Raw genomic sequence first — 24,412 nt, 5'->3', positions numbered from 1 at the left:
CGGGCGGGGATCCGGCCGAGAGCCTGCTCGACGCCGCCGCGGCGCAGGACCTCTACGCGCGCGGCGGCGTCGTGCCCGCGCGGGCGACGCTTCCCGATCCCGCACCCGACGACGATCGGCCACTGCTCCCGGCCGCCGCCGCCCGCCGCCTGGCCCGATTGGTGCGCGAGAATTCGCCGTTCCTGCCCGAATGGTTCGACGCCGCCGCCCCGCACGACTTCCGCGCGCCCGACGCCCTGTGCAGCCTGTTGCTGGACCAGGCGAAGGCCCGAGCGGCGCTGCGCGAACCCCTGCTCCGGCTGGCGGGCCCGCGCGGACGCTGGCTGGCGCAGCGTAATCCGCAGTGGCGCACGCTGATTCGGGCCGACGCCGACGATCCGTCGGTCTGGTCGCACGGCCGTCCGGCCGAGCGGCGGGCCTGGTTGGCGGCCGTGCGGGAACGGGAGCCGCGCGCGGCCCGCGAGGCGCTCGCGGACAGTTGGCGCACCGAGGCGGCGGCCGCCCGCGCGGATCTGCTGGCGGTCCTCGCGACGGGGCTCACCCCGGCCGACGAGCCGCTGCTCGAGTCCGCGCTCGACGACGCCCGCGCCGATGTCCGCCGGGTCGCGGCGGATCTGCTGGCGCGCCTGCCCGATTCGGCCTTCGCCGACCGGATGCGGCGGCGCGCGGCGCAATGGATCCGGCTCGACGGCGACCGGCTGACCGTCGAATTCCCGTCGGCGCTGGACGACGCGGCCCGCGCCGACGGGCTCGCCGACCGCACCGGCGACACCCCCTACCGGGTCGACGGCTCCCCCGACGCGGCCGCGGAACGGTTGCGCCGGCTGGTGGCCGGGACGCCGCTGACGCACTGGACCGACCTCTTCGACGGCCCGCGCCGCGTGACCTCGCTGCGGATGGACGAGCGGATGCTGGGCCCGATGTTCGCGGGCTGGGCCGACGCCGCCCGCGCGCAACGCGACGACCGGTGGGCCGCTGTGCTGTTCGACATCCTCACCGACACCCCGACGCTCGGCACCGACCCGAACGTGCGGCGCGAGCTGTTCGCCCTGCTGCCGCTGGACGAGCGGGTGCGCCGCCTGCGGCGGCTGGACAGCAGCTGGCTGGCCGAGATCGAACTGCTCCTCGCCGCCGTCCCGCGCCCGTGGCCGACGCCGCTGGCAGACCACGTGCTGCGACTGCTGGCCGACCGGGCGCAGGTGGCGGCCGCGCGCCCGGACGCGCCCGGCCACTCCCCCGCGTCCTATCGCACCCTGTTCCACACGGCCACGCTGAACTTTCCGGTCACCGCGGCCGGGGCCGTCGCCCGCACGGCCCACCGCTGCCCGGATCCGTACTGGCAGAACGCTTTCGAACAACTCGCCGAGAACCTGACCGAACGCACCACGATGCTCGAGGAGCTCCAGTGACCACGACCGAGTCCCCGCGCGACGAACTGCTGCGCCCGCACGCCGAACAGGCCTTCGCCGACGAACTGACCGCGCTCGCCGCGATCGACGACCGTCCCCGTCCGCCGTCCTGGCGACTGTCACCATGGGCCGTGGTGACCTATCTGCTCGGCGGCGTTCTCGCCGACGGGACCGTGGTGTCCCCGAAGTACGTGGGGCCGCGCCGGTTGCTGGAGGTCGCCGTCGCCACCCTGGCCACCGACCGCGCGCTGCTGCTGCTCGGTGTGCCCGGCACCGCGAAAACCTGGGTGTCGGAACATCTTTCGGCCGCCATCTGCGGGACGTCCACGCTGCTGGTGCAGGGCACCTCGGGCACCGCGGAGGAGGCGATCCGCTACGGCTGGAACTATGCCCGCCTGCTCGCCGAGGGTCCGAGCGAGGGCGCGCTGGTGGCCTCGCCGGTGATGACCGCGATGCGCGACGGATCGATCGCGCGGGTGGAGGAGCTGACCCGCATCCCCTCCGACGTGCAGGACGCGCTGATCACCATCCTGTCGGAGAAGACCCTGCCGATTCCCGAACTGGGCCGGGAGGTGCAGGCCGCCAAGGGTTTCAACGTGATCGCCACCGCCAACGACCGCGACCGCGGCGTGAACGAGCTGTCCTCCGCGCTGCGCCGCCGCTTCAACACGGTGGTGCTCCCGCTGCCCGCCGACGAGGACGAGGAGGTCGCCATCGTGACCCGCCGCGTCGAACAGCTCGGCACGGCACTGGAACTGCCGACCGTGCCCGCCGCGGCCGAGGAGGTGCGGCGCGTGGTGCGGGTCTTCCGGGAGCTGCGCTCCGGGATGACCGCCGACGGCCGCACCAAACTGAAGTCGCCGTCGGGGACATTGTCCACGGCCGAGGCGATCTCGGTGATCACCAACGGCCTGGCGCTGTCGGCCCATTTCGGCGACGGCGTGCTGCGCGCCTCCGACGTGGCGGGCGCCGTGCTGGGCGCGGTCGTCAAGGATCCGGTCGCCGACTCCGTGGTGTGGACCGAGTATCTGGAGGCCGTGGTGCGCGAGCGGCCGGAGTGGTCGGACTTCTACCGCGCGTGCCGCGAGGTGCACCCATGACTCCCGCGGCCCCGCCGGAAACGGACTCGGTCACAAGGGTTTTCGGCATCCGTCATCACGGCCCCGGTTCGGCGCGCTCGCTGCGGCTGGCGCTGGAACGGTTCCGGCCGGACATGATCCTCATCGAGGGTCCGGCGGACGCCGACCCCCTGGTCGGGTTCGTCTCGTCCGCGGAACTGTGCCCGCCGGTGGCGGTGCTGGCCTACGTCCCCGACGCCCCGGCACGAGCGGCGTTCTGGCCCTTCGCCGTCTTCTCCCCCGAGTGGCAGGCGCTGCGCTACGCGACGGAATCCGATGTCTCCGTGCGCTTCTGCGACCTCCCCGCCACCCACACCCTCGCCCTCGAGACCGAACCCGGCGACCGCGGCGACCCGCTCGCCGCCCTCTCCGCCGCCGCGGGTTACGACGACCCCGAACGCTGGTGGGACGCCGTCATCGAATCCGCCGCCGACGCCGACATCTTCGACGCGGTCACCGAGGCGATGGCCGCCCTGCGCGAAGACCTCACCCCCGCCACCTTGGAGCAGCCGGATTCGGCTGCGGCACAGGAGGTCTCGGAGCACGTTGCACCGCCGACGGCGGGAACGATCGACCGGCACACCCTCGTCCGCGAGGCGTACATGCGGCAGGTCATGCGAAAAGCCTTGAAGGAGGGCGCTACTCGGCTCGCCGTCGTGTGCGGGGCCTGGCACGCCCCGGCGCTGACCGGGAAGTTGGGGCCCGCCGCGCCGGACGCCCGATTGCTCAAGGGCCTGCCGAAGGTCAAGACCACGCTGACGTGGGTGCCGTGGACTCATTCGCGCCTTGCCGGGGCGTCGGGGTACGGGGCGGGGGTGACCTCGCCGGGGTGGTACCACCATCTGTTCACCCGCACCGAGCGGCCGATCGCCCGCTGGCTCACCATGGTCGCGGGCACCCTGCGACGCCACGACCTGCCCGTGTCCAGCGCGCACATCATCGAATCCGTCCGGCTCGCCGAGACACTCGCCGCCCTGCGCGGGCGACCGCTGCCGGGTCTGTCGGAGGTCACCGACGCCACCCGGGCCGTACTGTGCGAGGGGGACGAGACGATGTTGCGGCTCGTCACCGCCGAACTGGTGGTGGGCGAGGCGCTCGGCACGGTTCCCGAGGACACCCCGACCGTCCCCTTGGACGCGGACCTGCGGGCGCGGGCGCGCACGCTGCGGCTCAAACCGCAGGCCCTCGCCCAGCAGCTCGACCTGGATCTGCGCAAGGACCGCGATGTGGCGAGATCCCATCTGCTGCACCGGCTCTCGCTGCTGGACATCCGATGGGGCGTCAAGACCGACAGCGAGGTGCGCAATACCGGGACCTTCCGGGAGACGTGGACGCTGCGCTGGGAGCCGGAGCTGTCGGTCGCGGTGGTCGAGGCGTCGCGCTGGGGCACCACGATCCGCACCGCGGCCGAGGCCAGAATCCTCGACCGGGCCGCCGCCGACACCACCCTCGGCGAGCTCAGCGGCGCATTGGCGGACGCGCTGCTGGCCGATCTGCCCGACGCCGTCGCGGGCCTGGTACGGCGGCTGGAGACCGTGGCCGCCCTCGACCACGACGTCACCCATCTGCTCGCGGCGCTGCCCAACCTCGTCCGCACCCTGCGCTACGGCGATGTGCGCGGCACCGACCTCGGCGCGCTCACCCGGGTGGCCGACGGGCTGCTCATCCGTATCGGCGCCGGATTGCCCAGTGCCGTAACGGGTCTGGACGCCGACGCGGCTGCCGCGCTGCGCACTCAGATCGACGCCGCCCATCTCGCCGTCGCGACCAGGGACGACGCCCGAGCGACCGATATCTGGCTGACCACCCTGCGCACCCTCGCCGACCGCGACGACGTGCACGGGGCCCTCGTCGGCCGCGCGGTCCGCCTGCTCTGCGACGCCGGGATCATCGACGACGCGGAATCCGCGCGCCGCCTGTCGGCCGCCCTCTCGGTCGGGCACAGCCCCGCCGACAAGGCCGCGTGGATCGACGGCTTCGTCGGCGGCCGGGGTCTGCTGCTCGTCCACGACCGAGAACTGTTGCGGCTCATCGACTCCTGGCTCACCGGGCTCGACGAGGACCAGTTCGTCACGACGCTCCCCCTGCTGCGCCGGACCTTCGGATCGTTCGAGGCGGGCGAGCGGCGCTCGATCGGCGAGGCCGTCGGCCGCGGCGCCGCGCACCGGCCGAGGGACGTCGTGGACCTCGATCCCGACCGCGGCGCGACGGCACTCGCCGCGCTGACCGAAATCCTCGTGGCGGCACGATGACACACGCGAACGAACGAGCGGGGGACCCGATGAGCGCACCGGAACGACGCTGGCGGCTGGTGCTGGGCGCACCCGCGGAGACCGGGCTCGGCGGCCTGGCCGACGCGGCGGACATCGCCATGGACCGGGCGCTGTCGGCGCTGTACAACGCCGACGAGCAGAGTCCGTCGGAGAAGCGCTCGGCCGGACTCGGCGGGTCCGCGCCGAAGGTGGCGCGCTGGCTGGGCGATATCCGCACCTACTTCCCGTCGACGGTGGTCGAGGTGATGCAGCGCGACGCGGTCGAGCGGCTGAACCTCACCCAGCTGCTGCTCGAACCGGAGTTGCTCGAGGCCGTCGAACCCGACGTGCACCTGGTCGGCACGCTGCTGAGCCTGAACCGGGTGATGCCCGAAACCACCAGGGCCACAGCGCGTTCGGTGGTGGAGAAGGTGGTGCGCGAGATCGAACGGCGGGTCGCGGCGCGCACGGTCGCCGCGGTCTCGGGGGCGATCAACCGGGCCGCGCGCGTCGCCCGGCCGCGGCCGCGCGATATCGACTGGGATCGCACCATCCGCCGCAACCTCGCGCACTACCTGCCCGAGCACCGCACCGTCGTCCCCGAACACCTGGTCGGCTACGGCCGCCGCGCCCGGGCGGTGCACCGGGATGTCGTGCTGGCCATCGACCAATCCGGATCGATGGCCTCGAGCGTGGTCTATGCCTCGGTCTTCGGGGCGGTCCTGGCGTCCATGCGCGCGCTGCGCACCTCGCTGGTCGTCTTCGACACCGCCGTCGTGGATCTCACCGACCAGCTCGACGACCCCGTCGACGTCCTGTTCGGCACCCAACTCGGCGGCGGCACCGACATCAACCGGGCCATCGCCTACTGCCAGCAGCTCGTCACCCGCCCCGCCGACACCCTGTTCATCCTGATCTCCGACCTCTACGAGGGCGGTATCCGCGCCGAGATGCTCCGCCGCACCGCCGCCATGAAGGAGGCGGGCGTACAGGTCCTCGTCCTGCTCGCCCTCTCCGACGACGGCGCCCCCGCCTACGACCACGAAAACGCCACGGCCCTGGCCGCTCTCGGCATCCCCGCCTTCGCCTGCACCCCCGACCGCTTCCCCGACCTCCTCGCCCAGGCCCTCAACCGCGGCGACATCCGAGCCTGGGCCGACACCAACGCGGGCAGACCATGACCCGGACCGCCTTCGAAACTCCCAGCGCCACATCGGCTTTCGCGGATGCGGGCACGCGCACCAGCCCCGTCGCCATGGCACTCACCCGGGAACCGGTGTCCGGTGCGACCGCCGCGAATTCCGCCGCCGATGGCCGAGAGGGCGGCAGCCCTTCGCGAAAAGAGCTGCCGCCGTGGCCGATTCGAACCCCTCAGAGATCCGCGATGGCCGCCAACGGCGGGGTGCGGGCCGCCCGGACCGCGGGCCACAATGCGGCCAGCACGCCGACGACGCCGGAGCCCACCAGCATCAGCGCCACCTGCGACCACGGCACCGCGATCTGATCGATTCCCAGATCCCGCAGGGTGCGCAGGAATCCGGCGCCCAGGCCGAGCCCGAGGACCACGCCGATCACCGCGCCGAAGACGGCGATCAGAATGGACTCCAGGTAGATCGAGCGCCGCACCTGCGGGCGTTGCATGCCGACCGCGCGGAGCATGCCGATCTCCCGGCGGCGCTCCACCACCGACAGGGCCAGCGTGTTGACGATGCCGAGGACCGCGATGACCACCGCGAGGGCGAGCAGGCCGTAGAGGATCGCGAGCATGGTGTTGATCTGCTGGCCCTGCGTGCCCTTGAACTGCTCGTGATCCTGGACCTGCACGATCGCGAACTGATCGGTGGCCTTCTCCAGATCGGCGCGCATGGCGGACAGGTCGGTGCCGGGCTTCGCGGTGACCAGCACCAGGAAGTCCGAACGCAGCGACACCGGCGTCACCTGGTCGTACACCGCGGGCGGCACGACGAGTTTGCCGAGCAGCTGGGTGTCCTTGTAGACCCCGGACACCGTCAGCGGAACCTTCTTGTTATCCATGCTGGTCAGCTCGACCCGCTCCCCGACCCGCCAGCCCCGCTCGTCGGCCAGGCCCTGCGAGATCAGCAGATCGCCGTCGCCCAGGGCCCGCGAACCCTGCCGCAGTTCGAAATTCAACGCCGCCTCGATCGGCCCGTCCGGCGAGGTGGCCACCATCGAGTCCGACCCGGCCTTCAGATTCGTGCCGCGGACGGCGACCACATCCTGAACTCCCGCAACGGATTTCACCGCGTCCCCGGCCGCGACCGGCACGCCGACGAAACTGCCGGTCGGGCCCGCCAGGATGTAGTCGGCCCGCACGCCCTTGTCGACCAGCTCGCCGATGCTCGCCTTGGCCGAGGCGCCGAGCATGGCGATGGCGGTCACCAGCATCACGCCGAGGGTCAGCGCGAACGCGGTCGCGGCCGTGCGGCGCGGATTGCGCACCGCGTTGTTGCGCGACATGCGCCCGATCGGCCCGAGCGCGGCGACCACCACGCCGAGCGTTCCCACCACCGGTCGCGACAACCACGGCGAGGCCAGCAGCACCGCGAGAATCAGTGCGCCCGCACCGATTCCGACCGTGCGCGCGGCGTCGCCGCCCGTCGATCGCGCGCCCAGCACCGCCAGCACCACGCCCGCGATCGCGAGCACCGTGCCGATGATCGTCCGCCAGCGCAGCGACTCCCCGACCGAGGCGAACTCTTCCCGCATCGCCTCCACCGGAGGGATGCGGGCCGCGCGCCGGGCGGGCGCGTAGGCGCTGAGCACGGTCACCACCACGCCCATCCCGATCGCCACGCCCACGGTGCGCGGCCGCACCGACATGGCCCCGGTCGGCAGGCCGAGGTCGAACGCGTTCAGCAGCCCCGACAGGCCGAAGGCCAGCGCGATACCCGCCCCGAGACCGATTGCGCTGCCGACCAATCCGATGACCAACGCCTCCGACACCACCGACAACCCGACCTGCCCCCGGCTGGCGCCCACCGCGCGCAACAACGCCAGTTCGCGCAGCCGCTGGGCGACGATCATCGAGAAGGTGTTGTAGATGATGAACGTGCCGACCAGCAGCGCGATCGCGCCGAAGGCCAGCAGGAAGTAGTTCACGAACTTCAGCGCGTTGCCGATCTGCGCCTTCAGGTCCTCCCGGACCTGCGGCCCGTCCTGAACCTTGAAGTCCGGCAACGCCTTCGCGATCCGATCGCGCAGGTCGTCGGCCCGCACCCCGGGGGCGGCCGCGACGTCCACATAGGCCACGTAGTGCCCGTCGGTGAACAACTGCCGCGCCTGCTGATCGCTGAACAACAACCCGACGAAGCCGCCGGTGTCCGACGGCACCGAGTAGATGCCGGAGACGGTCACATCGATGGTGCCGCGCGAGGGGATCAGCACCTTCGCCTTGTCGCCGACCTTCAGCCCGGCCCGCTTGGCCCCGCCCGAATTGAGCGCGATCTCACCGGGATTCGCCGGGGCCGCGCCGTCGATGATCTTCTGCGGTTCCGCGATGGCGCGATCGGGCGGGATGTAGGACTGCCCCCAGCTGGGCGCGCCGCCGGTCTGCACGGCGTGCCCGTCCTTCAGCAGCACCACCGGGCCGTTCACGCTCGGCGCGATGGCCCGCACCCCGTCGATCTTCGACACCACGTCGGCCGCGGCCACCGGAACGCCGAGGGACTGGCGCTCTTTCGGGCTCACCCGCACGTCGACGCCCTTGGCCTGCTCGGCGAAGATGCCGTTGAACGTGTTCTGCAAGGTGTCGGTGAAGACGAACGAACCCGCGATGAACGCGGTTCCGAGGATCACCGACAGCAGCGTGAGCGCCAGGCGCACCTTGTGCGCGCCGAGGTTGCGCAGGACGACCTTGCGCATCGGATTGGCCATCAGACGTTCTCCAGCGACTTCATCCGATCGAGCACGGATTCGGCCGTGGGATCGCGCAATTCGTCGACGATGCGGCCGTCGGCGAGGAAGACGACGCGGTCGGCGTAGGAGGCGGCGTGCGGTTCGTGGGTCACCACGACCACGGTCTGACCGAACTCGTCGACCGCCGCGCGCAGGATCGACAACACCTCGCCGGAGGAGCGCGAGTCGAGATTGCCGGTGGGTTCGTCGCCGAAGATGATGTCGGGCTTGCCAGCCAGCGCCCGCGCGCAGGCCACGCGCTGCTGCTGACCGCCGGACAGCTCACTGGGCCGGTGGCTCAGCCGGTCGCCGAGGCCGAGGCGGCCGATGACCGTGTCGAGCCACCGCTGATCCGGTTCGCGGCCCGCGATGTCCAGCGGCAGCGTGATGTTCTCCAGCGCGGTGAGCGTCGGCACCAGATTGAATGCCTGGAAGACGAATCCGACCCGGTCGCGACGCAGCCGCGTCATCTGTTTGTCGGACAGGCCCGTCAGATCGGTGTCACCGATGTGCACGGTCCCCGAGGTGGCGGTGTCCAGTCCGGCCAGGCAGTGCATGAGGGTGGACTTCCCGGATCCGGACGGGCCCATGATCGCGGTGAATTCCCCCTGGACGAAATCCGCCGACACCCCGTCCAGGGCGCGGACCTGGGTGTCCCCCATTCCGTACAGCTTGACCAGGTCGATGGCGCGAGCCGCGAGCGCGGTCGCCGTTGATGCGGTGGGTTCGGTGCCTAGGGCATCGGCAGTCATGCTCTCCAGTCTTGCGGCCACGCCACCGTCGCGCCATCCGGATTTTCACCCAATACCCGGGGCGGAAACCCGCTTCCGCCGTCGCGCCTATTCTCGTTGCCATGGCGTTGCTCGCGCTGGCCCTGCTGGCCGCCCTGGTCACGGCGGTCCTCGTGCGGCGCGGGACCCTGCGCTGGGCGGGCGCCTGCGCGCTGGTCGCGGTCGCCACCCTGAGCGCGGGCGCGATCGAACTCACCCGCGACGTGGTCACGGACAACGGCGCGGCCCGGTTCGATCCGACCGCGTTGAACTGGGTGGTCCCGCACCGGCGAGGCTGGCTGACCGCGCTCGCGACGACCGTGACCGATCTCGGCGCGACCACCACGATGGGTGCGGTGGCGATCGCGGCCTGCGCGTGGCTGGCGTGGCGGCGGCGCTGGGCGGAGTCGGCCTTCGTCGCGAGCGCGGCCGTGGGCGCGGCGGTGATCGGCTCGGTGCTGAAACCGGCGGTGGGCCGCGATCGGCCGCCGCCGCTGGATCGGCTGGTGGCCGTGGCCCATCCGTCGTTCCCGTCCGGGCACACCCTCGGCGCCACGGCGGTGGTGGGCGCGCTGACCGTGCTGGTCCTGCTGTCCCCCGCGCGGCGCGCGGTCAAACTCACGGTGAGCACGGTGGCCACGATCTTCGTTGTGGCCGTGGGTCTTTCGCGCCTGTACCTGGGCGTGCACTGGTTCACCGACGTGCTGGCGGGCTGGTGCCTGGGCGCGCTGTGGCTGATCGTCTGCCTGATCGGGTACCGGATCGCCACCCGCCCGCGGCCGAGCGGTCGGGCTAGCCCCCGGCCAGCGCGCCGATGATGGCCAGCACGACCACCAGCAGCACCACCACGCCCACGATGATCGCGAGGACCAGTCCCACATTGGATTTGTTGCGCGGCGCGGGCGGCCGATACCCGTAGCCGCCCTGCTGCTGCGGATAGCCGGGCGTGGACCGGTAGACCGGCTGCGGCGGCGGGGTCGCCGACCGCACGGCCGCCGGATTCGGATAGGGCGCCGGCCCGACGGTCGGATTCGAGGGCCCCGTCGCCGGGCGCGGCGCCCCCGCTCCCCACGCGGGACCCGCCGCCTGCTGATTCCCGCTCGCCGCAAGCGGATTCGCGGCACTGCTCCCCCACGCCGGACCACCGGCGTTCTGCGCCCCACCGCCCGGGACCGCGGGATGCGAGGTACCGCTCCCCCACGCCGAGCCCCCCGCACTCTGCCCACCGCCGCTCGCGCCCGCCGCACCGCCACTCCACCCAGCGTTCTGGCCGCCGCTCGCAGCCGCCGCGCCGCCACTCCACCCGGCGTTCTGGCCGCTGCTCGGGACCGCGGGATGCGCCGGGTTGCTGCCCCACGCCGGGCCACCCGCGTTCTGCCCGCTGCTCGGGGCCACCGGATTCGCGGGGCTGCTACCCCACGCGGTCGCGCCCTGACCCCGGACCACGGGCATGCCGGGCCCGGTGCCCGGTCGGCCCTGGGTCATCATGCCGGGACCGGTCGTGGAACGGGGCGGGGTGGCGAACGGCACGGCCGGGGCGCTCGACGGCGCGAAGGCCCGGCGGGCGGCGGCGGCGAAGTCCGCGCAGGTGTCGAAACGGTCGTCGGCGCGCTTGGACATCGCCTTGGTGAGCACGCCGTCCAGCCCCGCGGGCAGACCCTGCCGCACGCTGCTCAGCACCGGCGGCGGACTCTGCAGATGACCGCGGATGACGGCCGCGGGATTGGGCGCGCTGAACGGCCCGGTCCCGGTGAACAGCCAGAACAGGCTGCACGCCAACGAGTATTGATCCGAACGGCCGTCGAGGTTGGCCCCGGTGAGCTGTTCCGGCGAGGCGTAGGCCAGCGTCGCGGTGAACGTGCCGGTCTGGGTGAGATGGCCGCCGTCGTCACGCAGCCGGGCGATGCCGAAGTCGGTGAGGTACACCCGTTCCCCGCGGCCGCCGGTCGAGCGCGCGAGCAACATGTTGCCCGGCTTGACGTCCCGATGCAGCACTCCGTTGCGGTGCGCGTAGTCCAGGGCCTCGGCGACCTCGGCGATGATCTGCACGGCCCGCTCGGGCGGCAGCGTGCGCGGTTCCACGCTGGCGGCGTCGATGCCGTCGATGAACTGCATGGAGATCCACAGCTGACCGTCCTCGAGCCCGCGGTCGTACACGGTGACGATATTGGGATGGTCCAGCTGCGCGACCAGGTCGGCCTCGCGTTCGAAACGGGCCCGAATCTCGGTGTCGGCCACCATTTCCCGATTGAGCAGTTTCAACGCCGTCATCCGCGGCAGGCGCGGATGTTTCGCCAGATAGACCGATCCCATGCCACCGCGGCCGAGCAACCGCTCGATGACATAGCCAGCGAATTCGTCACCGTTGGCCAGCATGCAAGCTCCCACTTCCCGTACCGCGCGACGGGACCCGCCTTCGCACGGCAGTACCGCATGAAATGCCCGTCGCCGCCCTCGGACCGACCACGGAAAACACCGAAACCATAGCAGTCCCGCAGGACCGCCACGCCGACGGAGATTGATACGTCCCCGTCCCCGCCCCCGGTTCGATGCCCGCCCGGACATTCCTGTCGGAGCCTACCGATACCCTCGTGATCATGCGCATTGGAGCACACGTCCGCCAAGACAGTGATCCGATCGGCTTCGGTGAGCGATTGGGCGCCGAGGTCATCCAGATGTTCGTCATCGATCCGCAGGGCTGGGAGAAACCGACGCCGCACCCGCGGGCCGACGAGATCAAGTCCAGTCCCATCGACGTGGTGGTGCACTCGTCGTATCAGATCAACGTGGCCAGCACGAACAACCGGCTGCGGATGCCCTCGCGCAACGCGGTGGCCCAGCAGGCACAGGCCGCCGCGGACCTCGGCGCGTTCGGCCTGGTCGTGCACGGCGGCCATGTGCGCTCCGACGCCGAGATCGAGGCCGGAATCGACAACTGGCGCAAGCTGTTCGAACGCCAGGCGGACAAGGGCGGTTTCGCGGTCCCGATCCTGATCGAGAACACCGCGGGCGGCAATCACGCGATGGCCCGCCACTTCGACGCCATCGCCCGGCTCTGGGACGCCGTCGGCGACCACGGCGCGGGCTTCTGCCTCGACACCTGCCACGCCTGGGCGGGCGGGGAGGAGCTCGTCGGGGTGGTCGAGCGCATCCGCGCCATCACCGGTCGCATCGATCTGGTCCACCTCAACTCCTCCCGCGACGAGTTCAACTCCGGCGCGGACCGGCACGCCAATTTCGCGGACGGCACGATCGATCCGCAACTGCTGGCCGAGGTCTGCCGCACCGCCGACGCGCCGGTCGTGCTGGAGACGCCCGCCGAGGGGTTGGCCGAGGACATGGCGTATCTGCGCGAGCACGTGGGGTAGCACTTTGCGATCCGGGTGACCGTAATGGTGTCCCCGGAGAGCCCGGCCGTGGTCTGCTCGGAGCCGTTCGGTTCCAACGAAAGGCCTTGTATGTCTGTCGATTACGCAGCAGCCACGGAGACCGCCGTGCGGGTGGTCAAGCTCGGTACCCACATCGGCGCGCGGATCGATGGGGTGCGGCTCGGCGGTGACCTCGACCCGGAGACGGTGGCGACGATCCGCGCGGCGCTCAACGAGCACAAGGTGATCTTCTTCCAGGGGCAGCAGCACCTCACCGAGGACGGCCAGTACGAATTCGCCCAGTTGCTCGGCACCCCGACCACCCCGCATCCGACGGTCACCTCCCGCGGGATCAAGAGCCTGGCCATCGACTCCCAGCACGGCCGGGCCAACAGCTGGCACACCGACGTCACCTTCGTCGACCGCGTGCCCAAGGCGTCCATCCTGCGCGCGGTGACCCTGCCCAGCTACGGCGGCTCGACCACCTGGGCGTCCACGGTCGCGGCGTACAACTCGCTGCCCGAACCGCTGAAGCGGCTCGCGGAGGGTCTGCGCGCCCGGCACTCCAACGTCTACGACTACGTCAGCGAGGAACACGACCGCGCCCGCACCGATCGCACCGAATTCGAGTCCACCTTCTACGAGACCGAACACCCGGTCGTGCGCGTCCACCCCGAAACCGGCGAAAAGGCTTTGCTGCTCGGCCATTTCGTCAAGCAGATCGTGGGGGTGTCGAGCGCCGAATCGCAGGCGCTGTTCCGGCTGTTCCAGGATCGGGTGACCCGCCTCGAACACACCACCCGCTGGAACTGGTCGCTCGGCGACGTCGCCATCTGGGACAACCGCGCCACCCAGCACTACGCGATCGACGACTACGACGGCGCCGAGCACCGCAAGCTGACCCGCATCACCCTCGCGGGCGACATCCCGGTCGGCGTGGACGGCGTGCCCAGCACGCCGATCGCGGGCGACGCCGGGCACTACTCGATCGTCGAGGACGTCCGCGCGGCCTAGCTGGCATGCTCTCCGCATGGAGATTCGCCCCTTGGACGGGATTCGGGTGCTCGAACTCGGCAACTACATCGCGGCGCCGACAGCCGGGCGCATACTCGGCGACTTCGGCGCCGACGTGATCAAGGTCGAGCGCCCGAAAACCGGTGACGAGCTTCGCAATTGGCGGCTCTACGGGGGTGACACCTCGATGCTGTACCGCACGGTCAACCGCAACAAGCGCTCCATCACCCTGGACCTGCGCACCGCGGCGGGCCGTGCGGTCGTGCTGGATCTGATCCGGCACTGCGATGTGCTGCTGGAGAACTTCCGGCCCGGGATGCTGGAGAAATGGGGACTGGGTCCGGACGTGCTCGACGCGGCCAATCCGGATCTGGTCGTCACCCGGATCTCCGCCTACGGGCAGACCGGGCCGCTGGCGGGTCGCCCGGGTTTCGCGGCGGTGGCCGAGGCGGTCGGCGGCCTGCGCGAACTGGTCGGCGATCCGGATCGCCCGCCGGTGCGGGTCGGCGTGTCGATCGGCGATTCGATCGCGGGCATCTACGCCGCGTTCGGCACGGTCATGGCCCTGTTCCGGCGCGATCGCGCGGACGGCCGAATCCCCTTGGACCAGCGCGTGATCGACGTCGCGCTGAACGAATCCATCCTGTCGGTGATGGAGTCGCTCGTCCCGGACTACCTCGCCTACGGCATCCGCCGCGAGCGGGTCGGCGGGCGCATGGAGGGCATCGCCCCCAGCAACGCCTACCCCTGCTCCGACGGCACCAGCATCATCATCGGCGGTAACGGCGACGCCATCTTCCAGCGCTACATGCGGGTGATCGACCGGGCCGATCTGGCCGCCGACCCGGAACTCCAGGACAACGCGGGCCGCTGGCGGCACCGCGAACGGCTCGACGCCGCCATCGCCGAGTGGACCCGGCGGCACTCCCGGGACGAGGCCCTGCGGATCCTGGAGGAGGCCGCCATTCCGTGCGGCCCGATCTACACCGCCGCCGACATCGCCGACGATCCACAGTATCGGGCCCGCAACATGATTCAGACCTTCCCGGTGGACGTGGGCGAACCGGAACCCAAACCCGTCGGCTTCCCCGGCATCGTGCCCGTCATCGGCGGCCGCTCGCTGCCGATCCGCGCGGTCGGCCCCGATCTGGGCGAGCACACCCACGAGGTGCTGCGGGAACTGCTCGGCATGTCCGACGCCGAGATCGCCGCGCTCGATCAGTCCTGATCGTCCTCGAGCTTGTCGATCAACTCGATCCCGGTGACGATATCGGGTTTGATCCGCACGATCCGGTGCTGCGCGCCCGGCAGCCAGGGCTCGACGAGCCCGTCGTAGTGGGCGACCTCGTCGGCGTCGAGGACGGGTTCGGCCGTGCCGGTGAGGATTACGCACCACCCGAGCTGGGTCTGGTGGTCGATGGTGTCGGCCTCGTAGGAGACCACCTGGCGGTCCGAATGCATGGCCACGATGTTCAGGTTGGCGTAGACGATCACCTGCTCGCCGTCGAGGAGGTGGTTGACCGGACGGATGGTCGGCAGGGCGTGCCGCGCGAACACGATCCGGCCGAATCGCACCGATCCGAGCAGTCGCAGGGCATCACCATTGGTCAGTTCGCGCAGCTCTCGCCGGCTTCGGTCCGCCATGCCCCGATTATCCTTGGCGGTCTGGGGATCCGGGCGGCCGCACCGGACGTGAACGCTCACGAATCGGACTAGTATTGAAACGACACCTTTCCGAGTCCAACAGCGAGGCTCGCGACCACCGCCGTTCGCGACCGGAGGAAACGTGGATTCTGTGCACGACCGCAATGGCGTGAATCTTCCCGCGCCCCAAGGCATTCAGCGCGACGAGTCGCTGAGCGATCGAGCCGAGTTCACCACCCTGAGCGACCGCTTGGTGCGGCACCTGTTCGATGTCGGTTTGCAATTACATTCGCTGCGTGCGGTTTTCGAGCGACATTCCGACACCGACGCCGAACTCCGGGAGGCCAGCGACGCGGTGACCGGCCTGCTCGACGATCTCGATCTGCTGATCCGTGACACCGCCCTGGCCGTCCTGGTGCTCGAGCGCGAACCCGAAGCGCCCGAGGTCAATCCGCCGATGCGCCGCAAACGCCGCCGCTGATCGAGCGTTATCGAGGCAACCCCAGGCGGTCGGTGATTCCGTCGAGCAGGCACGCCAGCGTCCAGGCGACCGGATCGTCCGGCCCCGAACCGGTCCGGCCCCGGAACCAGCGCGCGAAGGCCGGATAGCGATCGTCGGACAGCATCGGCTCCACGAACGGGCGGGCGGCCGCCTCGAGTTCGGCGTCGGTGCGCAGGCCGATCCGGTCGCGCATGCGCAGTTCCTCGGCCGATTGCAGTGCGGCGCCGACGATGTGGCCGTCCACCGCCCCGGTGAGCAGGGTCAGCTCGTCGGCCGACAGCCCCAGCGGCTCCAGCAGCGCGAAGCGGAAATCGAAGTAGCGCAAGGCGTTCGGGCCCAGCGGGGGGCGGGTGTGCACGAGTTCACCGAACCACAGGTGGCGGCGGATCACCTCCCACGTGTTCAGCGCCAATCGCTCGAGGCCCAGTCGCCAGCTCCCGGCGTCGGCGGGGAGCGGGATCTCGCCGTAGACGGCGTCGATCATGAGATCGACCAGACCGTCCTTGCTGCCCACATAGCGGTACAGCGACATAGGGGTGGACGCGCCCACGGCCGTGGCCACCCGGCGCATGGTGAGCGCCCGCGCGCCCTCGGCGTCGGCGATCGCCAGGGCCGCGCGCAGGATGTCGGCCCGGCTCAGGCTCGTCGTCGGCCGTCCCGGGGGTTCGGGCAGCGACCAGATCAGCGGGCCGGGCGCCTCGTCGGTCATCACACCTCCTTGCCCGCATTCAACCATTCGTGTACTAAGTACACATGGTGTACGAGATACACGAACCTCGCGTTCTGATCGTCGGCGGCGGCCTGGTCGGCCTGTCTGCGGCGCTGTTCCTGCGGTATCACGGTGTGGCGGTCACGCTGGTCGAGCGGCGGGAGACGACGTCGCCGCAGCCGAAGGCCCGGCGCGTGAACATCCGGACCATGGAGTTGTTCCGGCAGATCGGCATCGCGGAGGAGGTGTTCGCCGCCGCGGCCGATCTGGCCGAATTCCAGGCGATGGCAGCCGGTCCCACGCTGGCCGAGGCCGAGCGGCTCCCGTTCACCCTGCCCGGCGGCGTGCCCGAGTGGGACACCATCACCCCGACCGCGGCGTGCCTGTGCGCCCAGGACACGCTGGAACCGGTGCTGCGCCGACTCGGGGAGGAACGCGGCGCGGATATCCGATTCGGTGTCGAATGCGTCGAATTCACCGAGGACGCAACGGGTCTCGATGTCACACTGCGGTCCGCGGACGGTTCGGTGAGCGTGATGCGCGCAGCCTGGCTGATCGCGGCGGACGGGGCCGCGAGCCCGATCCGGCGGCGGCTCGGGATCGCGCGCAGCGGACGCGGAACGCTGGGACGCGCGGTGAACGTGTACTTCCGGGCCGACCTGTCGGATGTGGTGCGGGGCCGGGAGTTCAATCTCTGCCAGATCGAAAACCCCGTGACGCCAGGCGCTTTCCTCTCCGTGGACGGGCGATGCCGGTGGATCTTCAGCACGGCCGTGGACATCGATCGCCCGGCGGACGACTGGGCCGAGGTGGTGCGCGAGGCCCTCGGCGTGCCCGACGCGCACCCGGAGATACTCAGCATATTGACCTGGGAGCCAGGAATGTTCGTCGCCGACGCCTACCGCTCGGGCCGCGTCTTCCTCGCCGGCGACGCCGCACACGTCATGCCCCCGTACGCGGCCGCGGGCGCCAACACCGGAATCCAGGACGCCCACAACCTGTCCTGGAAACTGGCGTGGGTGCTGCGCGGCGACGCGGACCCGACCCTCCTGGGCAGCTACCACACCGAACGCCACCCCACCGGCTGGCACATCGCCGACCAATCCAGCATCCGCACCCCCGACCTACGCCGCATGACAACCGATTCCACCGACGGCACCCCATTGACCGACCCGATCGCCCTCATCCTCGGAACCCGTTACGCCACAGGCGCTCTCGTACCCGACGACAGCCCACACACAATGACCCGCCTCGACCTACACGGCCAGCCCGGAACCCGCCTCCCCCACCGGTTCTCGACCGACGGCAGGTCCACCCTCGATCTCATAGGTACGGACTTCGTCTTGCTCACCGGGCCGGACGGCGAAGCCTGGCAGTCGGCGCGACAGTCGGTCCAGGTCCACACTCTAGACGAATCCTGGTGCGACACAGTGGGTGTGGACCGCTCCGGCGCGGTCCTGGTACGTCCGGACCAGATCATCGCCTGGCGCGCGCGGACTATGCCCCCCGATCTCGACGGCGCGGTCCGGGCGGCGCTGCGACACGTCCTCGGGGCAGCCACACCCGCACACTGAGGATCGCCGTGGACGCCGGTCCCCACTCGCGGCGAGCTACCACCGGACGGCGACCCCACGTCCGGACAGATCACGGGCGTGGGAATCTCGGGGCCGGGACACCTCGGGGTCATAATCGACGGCTATGACACCTGCACTGAGCCGTCGCGGCCTGCTCGGCTACACCGGAGCGCTCGCCGGCTGGGGGTTACTCGCCCCGGCCGCTCCCGCCGTCGCCGCTCCGGACGCCGCCGCGCTGCCGAAGGTCGGTGAGAGCTTCACGTTGAGCCTGAGCGGTTTCGGCGCGACCTTGGTCGTGAACCTGCCGCCGCCGTTGCCGATACTCGACTTTCTCGGCTCGCGTGTCGTGAAGGTCCTGCGCGGCGACGATGCCGACTCGGTGCGGCTGAAGACTCTGGAGTTCTCGATGGAGGCAATGCATCCAGTCTTCGGGAGGGTCACCCTCGGGTTGCTCGACACCGATGACGACCCACCGAGCTCGCTGCGGCGGCAGTCCGGCGCGTTGGTCGAAACCTGGTACCAGTCGATCACCGTCATCTTCGAGAAGTGCGGCGACTGCCAGGGACCGTTCGCGCTGAGGACGCTGTCGCCCGCGCGATGGACCGCTCGCCTGTCGGACTATCCGCCGCCGCCACAATCCGCGGAACCGGGCGGGGCGCCGACCGGCGGCCGGTTGTACCGAGCGACCGAACCGATCCGAATCGGGCTGCGCGCCAACGGGTCCGGGGCCAGCACAACCGCCGCCTCCGGCGAGTGCGCGGAGTGCCCGCTGACCCGACCGCTTTCCGAGCAGGACGACTCCTCGGGTCGGAACCCCGGGACCGGCGACGGTGTGGAATACGTGCGGCTGCAAGGATTCGACATCAACCAAGGCCGACTGCCGGGGTAGGCTCCGGCGCGCTTGACCTCGAGTGGAGTTCAGATTTTAGGGTCGGATCGATCTTCGAGAACGGAGCAGACCATGACGATCACCCGGCCCACCCTGTCCGACCTGGCCACCGAGGCGGAGGCACACGCGGTCGCCGCGAACCTGGCGGCGGAACTCCAGCAGGCGGTCGAGGCCTCCGACGCCGACCGCTACGACAACTCCTTCGCCGCCGACATCCTCTGGGGCTCCCCCTTCGGCGCCACCGTCACCGGTTACGCCCACCTCAACGCCATCCACCACCAACTCATGCGCGACCGGATCGCCCCCGCCTCGACCTTCGAGGTCGTCACCGCCACCAGCCCTGCCCCCAACGTCGTCATCACCCAAATCGCCAGGCGCGCAACCGATCCCACAGCCTTCTCCGAACTGGCCCTCTACATCCTGATCCACCGCGACGACCACTGGTGGCTCGCCGCCGCCCAGAACACCCCCATCGACCCCACCCGCGTCCCCAATTGAACCAACCCAGCCGCACCCTTTATTCGAATCCGCACCCGTTGTAGGGCCATGCAGGGGGTGCGGATTCGAACAAAGGGTGCGGCTGGGGTTACTCGAAGGCGTAGTGGGCGTAGGTGCGGACCGGTTCGTAGCCGATGGATCGGTAGATCTTGTTGGAGGTGGGGTTGGCGAGGTCGGCGAAGAGGCAGACGCGGGTGCCGCGGTCGAGGAGCCATTGGGAGACATGGGCGGTCAGGGCGGCGGCGTAGCCGTTGCGGCGTTCCTCCGGCGGGGTGTAGACCGGGCCGATCCGGCTCCAGCCGTAGGCGCGGGCCTGGTGGGCGGCCATCGAGACGGGGCGACCGTCCCGCTCCCACAACCACAGTCGGCCCAGGGCGATGCGCACCCGGACGGCGGCGCGGTCCATGCCGACGCCCACCTCCGCGCGCATACCGTCGAGCCAGCGGACGCACAGCTCGAGATCGGCGTCGACCGCGCGGCGCACCGACCCGGCCGCCTCCGGCGCGCGCAGGGTTCCGAGCCGATACAGCCTGCTGGCGAAGTCCATCCGGAACTTGCTGCCGTGCAACGCCGTCCACTGTTCGGCGAAGACCAAGGCGATGCCCGGCGCGGCCTCCACCCCCGGCGCGGTGGGTTCCCGTTCGGCGAAGCTGCGGGCCAGTTCCGGCACGATCGGATCGGGCACGTCGCTGAGATACACACTCTGCCCGCCGGTCCGCATACCCGCGCCGATCACGTCGTCCCCGGCGGTCACGGCCGCGAACAGCGCGTGCCCGTCGCTCAGCCCGCTGACGAAATTGTCGACGGCGGTGGCGACCACGGTGTGCCGCAATGGATCACGCGACAGGAACTCCCCCGCCCGACGCCGGAACTCACCGGCGTCCTCGGTCAGCTCGATCCTCATACATGTTCACGGTAGGCGCGAATGCCCGCCGAGCCCAGGGAATTCAGCGTTCGGCGTGCGCGTCGGCGCGCAGCTTCAACAACACCAGACCGGCCGTGCAGGCGAGGATCAGTCCGGCGACCGTGATCTCCACGCGCAGACCCGCGATGCCGAGCACCGCGCCGGTCAGTCCGCCGAGGAAGATCGACCACGCCAGCACGCGGGAGACGATCGCCCACCCGGTGCGGCCGGATTCGGTTGCGCCCGAATCGTTGTCCGACACCGCACGCAGCGGGGATGTCGAATATGCTCCCATCATCACTCCTCGATGACGCCCGTCGGGGGTTTGCGACATTCGCGGTTGTCCCTCAATACATTTCAGGCGTCTCACGTGTAACTTTGCTCACACGGTACGACTCCGTTGCGGAATCTTCACACGACACGTGCCCGCGACACGCCGAAGTAATCAATTCGATATATGAATCAGTAATGTTTGACATTACCCCCGGGGTATCTTGCCGACCGACCGGCCTGCCTAGCCCGATGCCTCGACCTCGATTAAGGTGAGGCGACTCGACAATTGAGGAGCACCACTCGCATGGACGGCAGCAGGGAGAGCGCGGGTGATCGCGCCGACGACACCTCACGCCGGCTGACCGCCAAGGTGACGGGTCCCGCGATCGCCGCGGGCGCGGTCTCGCTCGGTTTGGTTCTGATCGGTTCGTGTGGTCTGGGACATCAGGACATCTATGTCGCACCGCCGCCGCTGAATTCGGATCTCCAGAGCGCCCAGCCCGGCACCCGCTCCACGAGCACCACCCCCGGCGTGCTGATTCCGCCGTCGCCCACCTGGCGCATCGCGATCAACACGCCCCCGCGCCGCACCCCGACCAGCGCCACCACCTCCACCACCACGAGCAATCCCCCGGTGGAACCGGCCGACGGCCAGCCCCGCCCCGCCGAACCGGCCCGCAACGAATCCCCGGCTCCGGCACCGGAACCGCCGCGCAACGAATCCCCCGCGGCCGCACCGGAACCACAGCGCAACGAATCCCCCGCCGCCGCACCGGATCTGCCGCGCAACGAATCCCCCGCCGCCGCACCGGAACCGCCCCGCCCGGTCGAGGCCCCCGAGGAGCCGGAGACCACCAAGAACCTCCCGATCACCCCTTCGGCCACCCCCACCGAGAATTCCCTCCCCCCGGCCACCTCCGAACAACCCACCCCCGCGCGAACCCCGGCCCCCACCTCCCAGCCGACCACCCCCGCCGCGGCCCCCCACGAAACCCCCACCCTCCGAGTCGAACCCGCCACCCACACCGACTGACCCCAGCCGCACCCCTTCTCGAGATCCGCACCCCTTACATGGCTCTGCAAGGGGTGCGGATTCGGATAAAGGGTGCGGCTGGGTTGCCGTTACAGCTCTACGAGGTCGTAGGTGGGGGTGTGGGCGGTGAGGATGTGGAGGTGGTCCAGGGGGGCGCCGAGGGTGCGTTCCAGGGCCGTGAGGCGGGCGGCGTAGTGGCTCACGGGGTATTCGGTGGTGATGCCGATGCCGCCGTGCATCTGGATGGACTCCTGGGCGATGTGCCGGCCGGAGCGGGCCACCTGGAGCCGAGCGCGGGACAGGGCGATCGGGTTCACCGCGCCGTCGGCCAGGGAGGCGGTGGCGTAGTAGCTCATGCTGCGGGCCAGCTCCAGCGAGACGTACAGGTTGGCGGCGCGCTGGGTGAGGGTCTGGAACTTCGACAGCGTGACGCCGAACTGCTTGCGCGTCTTGAGGTATTCGGTCGTCAGCCGCAGCGCCTCGGCCATGGCGCCGACGGATTCGGCGCACAGGGCGGCCTGGGCGACCCCGATCTCGTCGGCGACGGCGGCGCTCGCGTCGCCCTCCCCGAGCAGTTCCGCGGGGGCCGAGGCGAATTCGATCTGCGCGCCGCGGCGGCCGTCGAACGTGCGGTACGGCGTGCGGGTCACGCCCTCGGCGTCGGCCGCGACCAGGAACAGTCCGGTGCCGCCGTCCGGCAGCGCCGCGCTGACCACCAGCTCGTCGGCGCAATCACCGTGCGCCACCGGGTTTTTGGTGCCGGTGAGCCGATAGCCGTCGCCGTCGGCGGTCGCCGTGGTCGTCACCGTCACGGCGGGCCAGCGCGAACCGGGCTCGTCGTGGGCGAAGGCGAGCAGCTTCGCGCCGCTCACCACCTCCGGCAGCACCCGCTGGCGCTGCTCGGCCGTACCGGCGCGGGCGATCAGCCCGCCGGGCAGCAGGACCGCGTCCACCAGCGGTTCGGGCGCGAGGCGGCGGCCGATCTCCTCGACCACGACCATCGTCTCGACCGGACCCGCGCCGACGCCGCCGTCCTCCTCGCTGAAACTCAGGCCCAGCACGCCCAATTCGGCCAGCTGGGACCACACCTCGCGGCTCCAGCCCAGATCGGTGTCGACGACCTTCAGCCTGGTCTCCGGGTCGTAGGCGCGGGTCAGCAGATCCCGGACCGTGTCGCGCAACAGGCCCTGTTCATCGGTGAGTTCGAAATCCATTGCGGCGCCTCACAATCCGAGAATGGTGGAGGCGATGATGGTGCGCTGCACCTCGCTCGAGCCTCCGTAGATGGTGGTCTTGCGGTAGTTCAGATAGGACGGCCCGGTGCGCTGGGCCCAGTCCGGGGAACCGATGCCCTCGGCGTTCACCGGGAGCGCGTCCGGGCCGGCGATGTCGAGCAGCAGTTCGGTGGCGGCCTGCTGGAGTTCCGAACCGCGCAGCTTGAGCACCGAGGAGACCGGATTCGGCCGTCCCTCCTGGGAATTGGCGACCACCCGCAGCAGCGTCAGCTCCAGCGCGAGCAGTTCGTTCTCCAATTCCGCGATGCGGGAGGCGAACAGCGGATCCTCGAGCAGGGTGCCGTCGCCGACCGAGGTCTTCGCCGCGTACTCCTTGGCGACGGCGAGTTTCACCTTGGTGCGGCCCACGCCGGTGATGCCGGTGCGCTCGTTGCCCAGCAGGAACTTGGCGTAGGTCCAGCCCATGTTCTCCTCGCCGACGAGCTGGTCGGCGGGCACGCGGACGTTCTCGAAGAAGACCTCGTTCACCTCGTGATGTCCGTCGATCAGTTTGATCGGGCGGATGGTCACGCCGGGGGTCTTGACGTCGAACAGCAGCAGCGAGATGCCCGCCTGCTTCTTCGGCGCCTGCGGATCGGTGCGGACCAGGCAGAAGATCCAGTCGGCGTACTGGGCGAGGGTGGTCCAGATCTTCTGACCGTTGACGATGTAGGAGTCGCCGTCGCGCACGGCGGTGGTGCGCAGCGAGGCGAGGTCCGAACCCGCGTCCGGTTCGGAGAAGCCCTGGCACCACCAGATGTCGAGGGCGGCGGTCGGCGGGAGGAAGCGCTCCTTGAGTTCCTGCGAGCCGAACTGGGCGATCACCGGGCCGATCATGTTGGCGTTGAACGTCAGCGGCTCGGGCACGCACGCCAGTTGCAGCTCGTCCTCCCAGATGTGGCGCTGGATCGGCGTCCAGTCCTTGCCGCCCCACTCGACCGGCCAGTTCGGCACGGCCAGGCCGTGCTCGTGCAGGATCTTGTGCGAGGTGACGATGTCGTCGCGGGAGAGCTCCCGGCCGTATTTGATCTTGTCACGGATCTCCGCCGGAATCTTGGTCCGGTAGAGCTCCCGCAGTTCGTCCCGGAAGGCCACCTCATCGGGTGACAAGGCAAGTTTCATGGGCGTCTCCCACCGTGTTCGGACTGTCCGTGATCAAACCTACCCCTCGGTAATGGAGGGTTGTCCGCTGGATCACAGTCTGCCCGGGGTGGCGTGGATGTAACCGAGGCGGCGCGATCCGTTGACGAACTGGTACGTTGCTCG

At 70.4% G+C, this 24,412-nt stretch carries 22 protein-coding genes; 13 read left to right on the top strand and 9 right to left on the bottom strand.

Features of this window, described 5'->3' with window-relative positions; translation table 11 throughout:
- The 4 genes from ACWDSJ_RS20935 to ACWDSJ_RS20920 form a co-directional block, all read left to right on the top strand.
- Positions 1-1,409, top strand: a 1,409-nt coding sequence (locus tag ACWDSJ_RS20935; RefSeq protein ID WP_450033666.1) for a DUF5691 domain-containing protein, incomplete at its 5' end; no start/stop codon positions are given.
- The gene (locus ACWDSJ_RS20930) at positions 1,406-2,509 is read left to right on the top strand and encodes an ATP-binding protein (protein WP_450033665.1); all 1,104 of its coding nucleotides are present in this window, start codon (positions 1,406-1,408) and stop codon (positions 2,507-2,509) included. The genes ACWDSJ_RS20935 and ACWDSJ_RS20930, both read left to right, overlap by 4 nt.
- Positions 2,506-4,779, top strand: a complete 2,274-nt coding sequence (locus tag ACWDSJ_RS20925; protein ID WP_450033664.1) for a DUF5682 family protein — start codon at positions 2,506-2,508, stop codon at positions 4,777-4,779. The genes ACWDSJ_RS20930 and ACWDSJ_RS20925 overlap by 4 nt, the downstream gene beginning before the upstream one ends.
- Positions 4,780-4,808: 29 nt before the next feature.
- Positions 4,809-5,960: a VWA domain-containing protein gene (locus ACWDSJ_RS20920; protein WP_450033663.1), complete on the top strand. Its 1,152-nt coding sequence runs from the start codon at positions 4,809-4,811 to the stop codon at positions 5,958-5,960.
- Positions 5,961-6,150: 190 nt separating this feature from the next.
- Here ACWDSJ_RS20920 and ACWDSJ_RS20915 read toward each other — a convergent pair whose 3' ends face one another.
- Entirely contained in the window at positions 6,151-8,673 is a 2,523-nt protein-coding gene (locus ACWDSJ_RS20915; RefSeq protein ID WP_450033662.1) for an ABC transporter permease, read from the bottom strand.
- Positions 8,673-9,446, bottom strand: coding sequence for an ABC transporter ATP-binding protein (locus ACWDSJ_RS20910; protein ID WP_450033661.1), 774 nt, complete (start codon positions 9,444-9,446; stop codon positions 8,673-8,675). The genes ACWDSJ_RS20915 and ACWDSJ_RS20910 overlap by 1 nt, the downstream gene beginning before the upstream one ends.
- 101 nt (positions 9,447-9,547) lie before the next feature.
- Between ACWDSJ_RS20910 and ACWDSJ_RS20905 the strand changes: the two genes are divergently transcribed.
- Positions 9,548-10,282, top strand: a complete 735-nt coding sequence (locus tag ACWDSJ_RS20905; RefSeq protein WP_450033660.1) for a phosphatase PAP2 family protein — start codon at positions 9,548-9,550, stop codon at positions 10,280-10,282.
- Here ACWDSJ_RS20905 and ACWDSJ_RS20900 read toward each other — a convergent pair.
- On the bottom strand, positions 10,257-11,840 hold the full coding sequence (locus ACWDSJ_RS20900; protein WP_450033659.1) for a protein kinase domain-containing protein: 1,584 nt from the start codon (positions 11,838-11,840) through the stop codon (positions 10,257-10,259). The genes ACWDSJ_RS20905 and ACWDSJ_RS20900 overlap by 26 nt on opposite strands.
- Positions 11,841-12,061: 221 nt before the next feature.
- Between ACWDSJ_RS20900 and ACWDSJ_RS20895 the strand changes: the two genes are divergently transcribed.
- The 3 genes from ACWDSJ_RS20895 to ACWDSJ_RS20885 all read left to right on the top strand — a co-directional run bounded on the left by ACWDSJ_RS20895 (position 12,062) and on the right by ACWDSJ_RS20885 (position 15,074).
- The gene (locus tag ACWDSJ_RS20895; RefSeq protein WP_450033658.1) at positions 12,062-12,832 is read left to right on the top strand and encodes a deoxyribonuclease IV; all 771 of its coding nucleotides are present in this window, start codon (positions 12,062-12,064) and stop codon (positions 12,830-12,832) included.
- Between the two features lie 90 nt (positions 12,833-12,922).
- The gene (locus ACWDSJ_RS20890) at positions 12,923-13,846 is read left to right on the top strand and encodes a TauD/TfdA dioxygenase family protein (protein ID WP_450033657.1); all 924 of its coding nucleotides are present in this window, start codon (positions 12,923-12,925) and stop codon (positions 13,844-13,846) included.
- 16 nt (positions 13,847-13,862) lie between these two features.
- Entirely contained in the window at positions 13,863-15,074 is a 1,212-nt protein-coding gene (locus ACWDSJ_RS20885; protein ID WP_450033656.1) for a CaiB/BaiF CoA transferase family protein, read from the top strand.
- On the opposite strand, the gene ACWDSJ_RS20880 is transcribed toward ACWDSJ_RS20885, so the two are convergent.
- A complete protein-coding gene (locus ACWDSJ_RS20880) occupies positions 15,065-15,490 on the bottom strand; it encodes a pyridoxamine 5'-phosphate oxidase family protein (RefSeq protein WP_387363874.1) in 426 nt (141 codons plus the stop codon). The genes ACWDSJ_RS20885 and ACWDSJ_RS20880 overlap by 10 nt on opposite strands.
- 142 nt (positions 15,491-15,632) lie before the next feature.
- Here ACWDSJ_RS20880 and ACWDSJ_RS20875 point away from each other — a divergent pair, with 142 nt between their 5' ends.
- Positions 15,633-15,971, top strand: a complete 339-nt coding sequence (locus ACWDSJ_RS20875) for a hypothetical protein (protein ID WP_450033655.1) — start codon at positions 15,633-15,635, stop codon at positions 15,969-15,971.
- Between the two features lie 7 nt (positions 15,972-15,978).
- Here the strand turns inward: ACWDSJ_RS20875 and ACWDSJ_RS20870 are convergent, their stop codons facing one another.
- Positions 15,979-16,701 carry a TetR/AcrR family transcriptional regulator gene (locus ACWDSJ_RS20870; RefSeq protein WP_450033654.1) on the bottom strand — a complete coding sequence of 241 codons (723 nt, stop codon included), beginning with the start codon at positions 16,699-16,701 and terminating at the stop codon, positions 15,979-15,981.
- A 44-nt stretch (positions 16,702-16,745) separates the two neighbouring features.
- On the opposite strand from ACWDSJ_RS20870, the gene ACWDSJ_RS20865 reads away from it, so the two are divergent.
- The 3 genes from ACWDSJ_RS20865 (at position 16,746) to ACWDSJ_RS20855 (ending at position 19,662) form a co-directional block, all read left to right on the top strand.
- On the top strand, positions 16,746-18,275 hold the full coding sequence (locus ACWDSJ_RS20865; protein ID WP_450033653.1) for an FAD-dependent oxidoreductase: 1,530 nt from the start codon (positions 16,746-16,748) through the stop codon (positions 18,273-18,275).
- Positions 18,276-18,399: 124 nt separating this feature from the next.
- Complete coding sequence (locus tag ACWDSJ_RS20860) at positions 18,400-19,164, top strand: hypothetical protein (RefSeq protein ID WP_450033652.1); 765 nt, start codon at positions 18,400-18,402, stop codon at positions 19,162-19,164.
- A 72-nt stretch (positions 19,165-19,236) separates the two neighbouring features.
- Complete coding sequence (locus ACWDSJ_RS20855) at positions 19,237-19,662, top strand: nuclear transport factor 2 family protein (protein WP_450033651.1); 426 nt, start codon at positions 19,237-19,239, stop codon at positions 19,660-19,662.
- 88 nt (positions 19,663-19,750) lie between these two features.
- Here the strand turns inward: ACWDSJ_RS20855 and ACWDSJ_RS20850 are convergent, their stop codons facing one another.
- Entirely contained in the window at positions 19,751-20,566 is an 816-nt protein-coding gene (locus ACWDSJ_RS20850) for a GNAT family N-acetyltransferase (RefSeq protein ID WP_450033650.1), read from the bottom strand.
- Between the two features lie 43 nt (positions 20,567-20,609).
- A complete protein-coding gene (locus ACWDSJ_RS20845) occupies positions 20,610-20,861 on the bottom strand; it encodes a hypothetical protein (protein WP_387363854.1) in 252 nt (83 codons plus the stop codon).
- 282 nt (positions 20,862-21,143) lie between these two features.
- Here ACWDSJ_RS20845 and ACWDSJ_RS20840 point away from each other — a divergent pair, with 282 nt between their 5' ends.
- Complete coding sequence (locus ACWDSJ_RS20840) at positions 21,144-21,872, top strand: hypothetical protein (RefSeq protein WP_450033649.1); 729 nt, start codon at positions 21,144-21,146, stop codon at positions 21,870-21,872.
- Positions 21,873-21,961: 89 nt separating this feature from the next.
- On the opposite strand, the gene ACWDSJ_RS20835 is transcribed toward ACWDSJ_RS20840, so the two are convergent.
- Positions 21,962-23,086 (bottom strand): acyl-CoA dehydrogenase family protein, encoded by a 1,125-nt coding sequence (locus tag ACWDSJ_RS20835; protein WP_450033648.1) that lies wholly within the window; start codon positions 23,084-23,086, stop codon positions 21,962-21,964.
- A gap of 9 nt (positions 23,087-23,095) precedes the next feature.
- Positions 23,096-24,268 (bottom strand): acyl-CoA dehydrogenase family protein, encoded by a 1,173-nt coding sequence (locus ACWDSJ_RS20830; RefSeq protein ID WP_450033647.1) that lies wholly within the window; start codon positions 24,266-24,268, stop codon positions 23,096-23,098.
- Between the last annotated feature and the right edge of the window lie 144 nt (positions 24,269-24,412).

This window comes from Nocardia sp. NPDC003482 (genome assembly GCF_053588115.1).
Note: the sequence above shows the minus strand (reverse complement) of the source record. Positions and strands in the feature narration are given on the sequence as shown.